Here is a 7670-nt window from a genome sequence, read left to right as displayed (position 1 = left end):
TTATGTTGGTTTTTTGACGGTGGTGTCAAGAAGTGTGGGTGGGGCGCAGGGGTGGCGCGGGTGTGGCGCAGGGTGTGCGGGGTGGTTTGGGATGTGGCGTGAAGTGCGGTGTGCGAAGTGGGGTCATGAAGTGAGAAGCTTGGATTGATATGGGAATCATGAAATGAAGATAATGAAGCGAACATCATGAAGTGAGATGTAATTTGCACGGGGTGAGTTCGATTTCCGCGCCAGCGCGGAATGAATATTATTACATTATTACATTTTTATTGACTGCATTTTCTTAATGCTAGAATTGCCGTGGTTGATCTTTTATTGAATGATTTAGTTTTTTTGAATTATAAATGAATTTCTATGAACCACACGAAGTCCAGCGCCCTTAAAAGTGTAATCATTTAACACTCTCAGACTTACAAAAACCTCCACTCCAAAAGCAATGCTACACTCACCGCCAAGTAGTTAACTAAAATTATTAATTGTAATAAAACTGACACTTTACCCTGGAGAACCTCGCATGAATCCTAAAACCAATCTAAAACTTTTAAGCGACGAAACTCTATTGCGAAATACTAAAAACCTAGTTCGCGATGAACGTGAAATGCTCTCAAATATTCTTTTACATCTAAAAGAAATTCAAAGACGCCGACTTTTCAGTAAAGAAAAATGTGGCTCCATGTATGAATATGCGATGAAAGAACTTCTCTACACTGAAGATCAAGCTTACCGCCGAGTGCAAGCTATGGAGCTTCTAAAGGAAATTCCAGAGATTGAGGAAAAAATAAACGACGGATCACTTTCGCTCACACATATGGGAATGGCTCAATCACTTCTTGCTCGAGAAGAAAAATCAACTCAAAAACTATATTCTAGAGAAAAGAAAATCGCACTTTTGAAAAAATTTGAGAAGACCACCAAAAAGGAAGCGCAGAAAATAATGTTTTCGGTTTCTACAATTTCTCATAAACCCACAGAAAGAATTCGACAAGTATCTGCTGACCAAGTTGAAATTTCATTTACTGTTACTGATAAAATATTAAAAAAGATTCAAAAACTCAAAGGCCTTAACGCTCATAAAAATCCCAATGTAAGTTTAGCCGAACTCTTCGATCAACTCTGTGACATCGGATTAGAAAAACTTGATAAATCTACCGCGCCAGCGCGGAAAGCGGCAGAACAAAGTCGGAGTACAAAGGTAAAAGCATCCACGCCCCAAACGACACCATCACTGGATATAGCAATTCAGTCGCAAATCAAACCAAACAAACCTCTATCAAAAGCGCACATCAAAAGACAGGTTTGGAGAATGGCAAACGGGCAATGTCAAAACTGTAATTCTATGTATGCTTTAGAAATCGATCACAAATTGCCAAAAGCTTTGGGTGGAAATGACTCCCTTGAAAACCTGAGACTTTTTTGTCGCTCATGCAATCAGCGCGCTGCTATTGAAAAACTCGGACAACTTACAATGGAGAAATATCTTGGACATTGAAATTTCGATTCACGAATTCCGCACCTTTGAATACCGCACCTTTGAATTCCGGCACTTGAAATCAATAACACTGATGCCAACCGCGCTGGCGCAAAATGCGATGGGTCAGCAGACATACAAATCCAAAACAGTCTTTAGTCCTGACTTTATAGACGCGACGTTCTAGCGCTTGGGTTTAAAGCTCGACTCATGTAACCTAATTCATACAGGGTAGTGCGCACACGGATTTGCGCTGCTCAAATGAACACACACATGGATTAGCGTTGTTCAATGAACACGCACATCGGGTTGCGCTACTTAGAGCGCGCATTTGGATTTGCGTTAAAAGGACTTAGATGAGCATGGATGCTTTCGCAAAATTTAAAAAATTAATTTTTACAACCAGCCTCACAATTCAATTTGGTTTATCGACCACTGTGCTTTCAATACTACTTACAGGTTGTGCCCATGAACAAAAAGCTAGCACTACAAAACCGTCACAAGAAAGTGTTGGCTGGCCATTAGTTCCTGCACAGAACAATTCACAAAACAATACTCCCGCGCCCGCTTCCGCTGCGGCCACAGCAACATCCGCAACTACGCCGGAACCGGAACCGGAATCAGTACCAATACCAATGTCGCCCCAAAAAAAAACTATCGCGCAAAAACCAGCTCCTATTAAAATTCCAAGACCAAATCACCCAACCGAACCTTTTGCGTCTGAAACACCACTCATCTTTGATATTCCAGTTGCCTACAACGCGCGCGTTGCATACTGGATAGAATATTTTCAAACAAGTGGTCGCGGGTGGTTTACAAAATGGCTCGAACGCTCGACTCGATATTTACCTACACTTCAAAAAACATTAAAGCGCCATGGTCTCCCTCAAGATCTTGCTTACATGGCAATGATTGAAAGCGGTTTCTCGGCCACTGCAAATTCTTCGGCAAATGCCGTTGGCCCATGGCAGTTCATTCGCGAAACAGGGAAGCGCTATGGACTCAGCATTAACTGGTGGCTCGATGAGCGTCGCGATTTTCAAAAAAGTTCTGATGCAGCCGCAAAATATATGAAAAAAATGTACGGCATGTTTCACAATTGGTATCTCGTCGCAGCTGGGTACAACACAGGTGAAAATCGCATTAAACGTTTGATGATCAAGCATGAAACAAAAAGTTTTTGGAAAATGGCCAAAACCGATGGTGCTCTCATGGATGAAACAAAAGACTACGTACCCAAACTAATAGCCGCCATGCTCATCGCAAAATCACCGCAAATGTATGGTTTTAGAAACATCAATTATAATACCCCATTTTCTTTTGAACACTTTAGAGTCCCTGGCGGCACACGCCTTGCCCACTTAGCCGACGCACTCGGCGTAACTGTTAAGCATATGGAAGAACTTAATCCCGAACTCGTTAGAAGCTATGTGCCCACACACGTCGAAGGCCACACCATCCGCATTCCCAAAGGTTCATACCAATTGGTTTCGCGCTACATTCGCCGCACTTTTGTTTCTGAACGCTGAGTCACAACCCATTCTCTTCTTGCACGCACTAATTTTCTAAATGACACTTGAATCATATGCTCATCGTCAAAAAATATGGCGGCACCTCAGTGGCAACGCCAGAAAAAATATTAGATATCGCAAAGCACTTAAAAAAACTTTCCGAAGAAGGTCATAAGCTGATTATTATTATTTCTGCCATGGGCGATACAACAGATGATCTTGTTGATCTCAGCCGTCGCATCACGCACACTCCCATTCAACGTGAAATGGATATGCTTTTATCAGCCGGCGAAAGAATCTCCATGGCGCTTATGTCTATGGCTTTAAATAGTCTTGGATGCAGCGCCATTAGTTTTACGGGTTCACAAAGTGGTGTGCTCACTGACGGAAGTCACAATAGTGCTCGCATCATAGATATTCGCCCGTTCCGCGTTGAAGAAGAATTAAAAAAAGGCCGCATAGTAATTATCGCAGGGTTTCAAGGCGTGAATCCGCAGACAAAAGAAATTACAACTTTGGGAAGAGGCGGCAGCGACACAACTGCCGTTGCCATGGCTGCGCAATTTAAAGCCGATCGCTGTGATATTTTAACCGATGTTCGCGGCATATACACAATTGATCCACGCATTTCAGGTGTAGTACCAAAACATTTAGAAAAACTAGATTACGCGATGACGATGGAAATGGCTTACTGGGGAGCGCGCGTCCTTCACTACAGAAGTGTCGAACTAGCAGAGAGAGCGCAGGTTCCTGTACTTGTGCACTTGAGTTCAGAAGAAGGCTCAGGTAGTCTTATTGAAACTATGGAAGCAACACACATTCAAGCCGTAAACTACAACGCTCAACTTGCAGTTCTTAAATTCGGCAAAGGCTTTGATTTAAAAATAAGTCTTGAGGCCATCGAAGCAGGCCTTACTCATGGCAAGCTTTCTGTTCCACAAATTATTTATGAACGTGGTACCGAAAATGGTCGTGAGATTTTTATCACAGCGCCACCTGAGCATTTTGATAGCATTTTAGCAAGTGTGAGTGAATGGTGCAAACATCATAAAAAAACACCACCGACTTTAGAAACTCATTTGGCCACAGTGACATTATCTGGCCGCGGACTTGTAAATTCTAAAGCCCTCTTTGAGGCTTCATCAACATTAAGTAAAAACGCTATTGAAACCGAAGCCCTCATAACCACACCCTTAAGCATCACATATGTTGTGGCTTCCAGTCAGGTTCAAAACGCAGCTCAACTTCTTCACAAACAATTTGTCGGTTAATAGGTAAAGTTAAAACGCCCTAAAACTTTTCTCAAACTATCGAAGTCAGCGCTCATCATGGCAAGGTGTGGAATCTTAACAAGTGATTAAATTCCAATTCTTCCTTTAGGTGGAACAGGAGGACGCATTAGTTCACGAATCGCATCAAAGATGATTTTGAATTGAGCATCATGTCTTTTTTCGAGTTCTTCCAGTTTCCGAGCCAATTCTTGATTGGTTAGGAGAAATTCCCTAAACTTTACAAAAGTCCGCATGATCTCAACATTCACAAGCGCCGCTTTCTCACTTCGAAGAACGCTCGATAGCATGGCGACGCCTTGTTCTGTAAAAACTAATGGCAAATGCCTTCGTCCTCCCCAAGAGCCATACTTCTCGGTCAATCTTGAGGTACCAATTTGGTACCTCAAAAATTCCTCTTCTTTTTCAGTAAGTTGGAACATAAAATCTTCTGGAAATCGATTTTGGTTTCGCCGAACAGCACGATTTAGGGACTTGGTTTCTACGCTATAAAGCTCCGCTAGATCAGCATCTAACATGACTCTATGCCCACGGATAAAAAATATTCTTTGAGTGATTTCTTGGTGCGAAAGTTGATCCATAAAGTACTCCCGTGCTAAAAATCACTAAGCAATGGGCTTACCAAGGTCATCTATGACTATTTTTGTTTTAAGCATTAATTAAATCCGAAAATACGGAGAGACTCCGATTACCGGAATATTTAAAGGTGTTATTTTAAGGCTCTGTGCCGTTTTACAAGTTTCTCTGACCTTCAGAGATGTCGCTGGTCCTTAAGATGGCCGATTTCATAACTTGCAATATATTTGAGTTGGAAGCCGTGCTTTGATGGACAAAAGAAGACTGTTTCAAGTGAATGACTGATAAGGTTACTTACCTTTTTTAGCGACCATCACCGTAGTGACTAAATATTTTCGAATTTCGGATCTAATCAACACTCTGGAGCAAAGTAGTGGCAGATGACGTTGGCAAGTGCCTTGCACGGCACTCCTCTAGCAAGGAGTATCTTATGAATCAACTTTCCTCTCGAGAAATCATTCAAAAAATATTTTTAATTCGTGGGCACAGAGTTATGCAGGACTCAGACCTTGCCCTGCTTTATCAAGTAAAAACAAAGAATTTAAATAAAGCTGTGGGAAGGAACAAAGACAGATTCCCTGAGGATTTTATGTTTCGAATTACCGTTTAGGAATTCGACCGTTTGGGGTTCCAAACTGGAACCTCAAAAATCGAACATAAAGGAATTTCTACTTACGAATAAAGAGTTGGCGCAAAAACTAGCAACTCTCGAAAGAAAATATGATTCTCAGTTCAAAATTATTTTTGATGCAATTCGCGAATTGATGAATCCCCCAATTCCTCCCAAAGAAAGAATTGGTATCTAGACACGAGGCAAGATTCCCCGCCTGGCCATGCAGTATCAATAAAAAGAATTTCAGGAGCTGATTTTTCTATTTCAGTAATTAAAATGTAATCGCTAACAATCATAGTTTTTTAATACCCCTCAGGAATTCTTAATCCTTTAACATGAAAGTTTCCAGTCACATCGATTGGAGAATAGAGCGTAAAATCTTTTACCGGTAAAATAGAATTATTTATAAAATTACTTTGTCCTAAAACAAAATCAGCTTGTTGACCGTTTTTTGTAGGGAAACTTTTCCAAACATGAACTCGATTATTAAGCAGATCACTTACCATAAATTTTCCACCGCCGTAATACATTCCACTTGGTGAAGAAAAATAAGCACCTGTACTGGCAGTTGTTGTCGTCATATCGGGCTGACCAATAACCATGTCTGCTGCTTGCTGATTAGTCGTCGGTATTGAATTCCAAACAAGCACTCGGTTATTATTAAAATCACTTACAACCAATTTCTCTCCGACAAACATGACTTTTGATGGCGTTTGGTTTGCCGCAGTCCAAAAATAAAGACTTTGAGCACTGGCAACACCGGGATTACCGGGAGTGTTGTTAATTACTGCACTTGTCATATTAGGTTGTCCTAAAACAACATTGGCCGCTTGACCACTCACCGTGGGAAAAGTATTCCAAATAAGCACTCGATGATTCTGCCAATCTGCCACTGCAACTTGATTTCCATTACTCACTGCACTGTTGGGTCTCATACAGAGTTGACTTGTTGTTCCTAACAACCACCCCGTGAGACTGGACTGACATAAAATCAAATTAGGAGGTTGGTTATTCACTGTCGGCAGTGAATTCCAGACCTTGACTCTTCGTCCAGTGATGTCTCCAACAAGAAGATGCTGCCCATCAAAACTCACTAAATTAGGATAACTAAAAGATGTTGCTGTACCAGTACTTGCCCCGCCAGTAGTCATTGTGTTTTGACCTAATACAACATCTGCAGCCTGCTGATTTGTTGTAGGCCAACTATTCCAAATAAGTACACGGTGATTGCTTTGATCTGCCGCGATGAGTTTTTCTTCAAATAAATGAACACCCATTGGCACAGAAAGTGATTGTGCACTGATTGTTCCAGGAGCATCTGGAGTATTATTAGCGGTACCTATTGTCATATTAGGCTGACCCAAAACAAGATCGGCTGGTTCAGAAAAAGAATTAGGAACTCGATTCCATAAAAGGATTCGATTATTTCCCGCATCGCTCACAGCAAAACGCGCAGCTCTAGTACCGTTGATATCTGATTTTATGCATGAAGTACTTAAAAGTAATAACACTAATAAAATTAACCCAGTCTTCATATTTATAATTTTCCTTATCACAACTCAAACTCTTTCCAGTCATGATGTTTACCACGACAAATACGCAAAAATACATTGGTAAAACCCCTTGATGAGGTTTCATCACCTTCTGGATATTCAATATACGCATAAGTAGGTTTTGATAAACGGCCCAAGCTCCCCGGGTCAAAACTTGTAACGTCAGTCCATGTACCTGTATTAATGTATTGTTTTCCGTTGTGAAAAGAACGATGTGTCGCTTGATGATTATGCCCCATTATTAATACTTGAGCATTGTGTTTATCTAAAATCTCAGGAGCCCGCCGAACAAAACTTGGACGATTAAAAATTGAGGATACACCCCAATTTACGTTCATGAATTCATATGCTGTGCTTTGTGATGTCCTGAGCAGAGTGTGATGAGGTTTTGGATTTGATTTTGTCCTCCGTGGCTAATTGGTATCTTGTGGTGAATTTCTATGAACCTTTGGTTTTCACATATTGAACCATCATAGTATTGGTGCTGGCATTTATCTTTGTCTCTGTGAATGACTTGACGTTTGAGTTGAGTGGGAATCGAGCTTCTTTGAAATGGAATATCTTCTTGAGTTTCAGTTTGTCTGGAATGTTCCGTCTTGAGACGGATATCCGGAGAAGGCGCGTCATTTTTCACCTTTTCTTCTTGTCGTTCAGCTCTTT

The 7670-nt window shown here is 41.1% G+C and carries 7 protein-coding genes and 1 pseudogene; 4 read left to right on the top strand and 4 right to left on the bottom strand.

Annotated features, from left to right (window positions below; translation table 11 throughout):
• Positions 1–514 precede the first annotated feature (514 nt).
• From SGI74_10370 to SGI74_10360, 3 genes are all read left to right on the top strand, one after another.
• Complete coding sequence (locus SGI74_10370) at positions 515–1489, top strand: HNH endonuclease (protein ID MDZ4677898.1); 975 nt, start codon at positions 515–517, stop codon at positions 1487–1489.
• A gap of 341 nt (positions 1490–1830) precedes the next feature.
• Positions 1831–2997, top strand: a complete 1167-nt coding sequence (locus SGI74_10365) for a transglycosylase SLT domain-containing protein (protein ID MDZ4677897.1) — start codon at positions 1831–1833, stop codon at positions 2995–2997.
• Positions 2998–3053: 56 nt separating this feature from the next.
• Entirely contained in the window at positions 3054–4250 is a 1197-nt protein-coding gene (locus tag SGI74_10360) for an aspartate kinase (GenBank protein ID MDZ4677896.1), read from the top strand.
• Between the two features lie 86 nt (positions 4251–4336).
• On the opposite strand, the gene SGI74_10355 is transcribed toward SGI74_10360, so the two are convergent.
• Positions 4337–4849 carry an ORF6N domain-containing protein gene (locus SGI74_10355; protein MDZ4677895.1) on the bottom strand — a complete coding sequence of 171 codons (513 nt, stop codon included), beginning with the start codon at positions 4847–4849 and terminating at the stop codon, positions 4337–4339.
• Positions 4850–5274: 425 nt separating this feature from the next.
• Here SGI74_10355 and SGI74_10350 point away from each other — a divergent pair.
• Positions 5275–5448, top strand: a pseudogene (locus SGI74_10350) (ORF6N domain-containing protein).
• Between the two features lie 311 nt (positions 5449–5759).
• Here the strand turns inward: SGI74_10350 and SGI74_10345 are convergent.
• From SGI74_10345 to SGI74_10335, 3 genes are all read right to left on the bottom strand, one after another.
• Positions 5760–6992, bottom strand: coding sequence for a hypothetical protein (locus tag SGI74_10345; GenBank protein ID MDZ4677894.1), 1233 nt, complete (start codon positions 6990–6992; stop codon positions 5760–5762).
• A gap of 17 nt (positions 6993–7009) precedes the next feature.
• Positions 7010–7348 (bottom strand): hypothetical protein, encoded by a 339-nt coding sequence (locus SGI74_10340; GenBank protein MDZ4677893.1) that lies wholly within the window; start codon positions 7346–7348, stop codon positions 7010–7012.
• Positions 7345–7670, bottom strand: a 326-nt coding sequence (locus tag SGI74_10335) for an HNH endonuclease (protein ID MDZ4677892.1), incomplete at its 5' end; no start/stop codon positions are given. The genes SGI74_10335 and SGI74_10340, both read right to left, overlap by 4 nt.

The organism is Oligoflexia bacterium (assembly GCA_034439615.1).
In the GTDB taxonomy this organism is placed as follows: domain Bacteria; phylum Bdellovibrionota; class Bdellovibrionia; order JABDDW01; family JABDDW01; genus JAWXAT01.
Note: the sequence above shows the minus strand (reverse complement) of the source record. Positions and strands in the feature narration are given on the sequence as shown.

Bases quoted from the DNA above. Each gene is read 5' to 3' on its own strand.
- SGI74_10345 (MDZ4677894.1), bottom strand. From the start codon at position 6,992: ATGAAGACTGGGTTAATTTTATTAGTGTTATTACTTTTAAGTACTTCA.
- SGI74_10360 (MDZ4677896.1), top strand. From the start codon at position 3,054: ATGCTCATCGTCAAAAAATATGGCGGCACCTCAGTGGCAACGCCAGAA.
- SGI74_10365 (MDZ4677897.1), top strand. From the start codon at position 1,831: ATGGATGCTTTCGCAAAATTTAAAAAATTAATTTTTACAACCAGCCTC.
- SGI74_10370 (MDZ4677898.1), top strand. From the start codon at position 515: ATGAATCCTAAAACCAATCTAAAACTTTTAAGCGACGAAACTCTATTG.
- SGI74_10355 (MDZ4677895.1), bottom strand. From the start codon at position 4,849: ATGGATCAACTTTCGCACCAAGAAATCACTCAAAGAATATTTTTTATC.
- SGI74_10340 (MDZ4677893.1), bottom strand. From the start codon at position 7,348: ATGAACGTAAATTGGGGTGTATCCTCAATTTTTAATCGTCCAAGTTTT.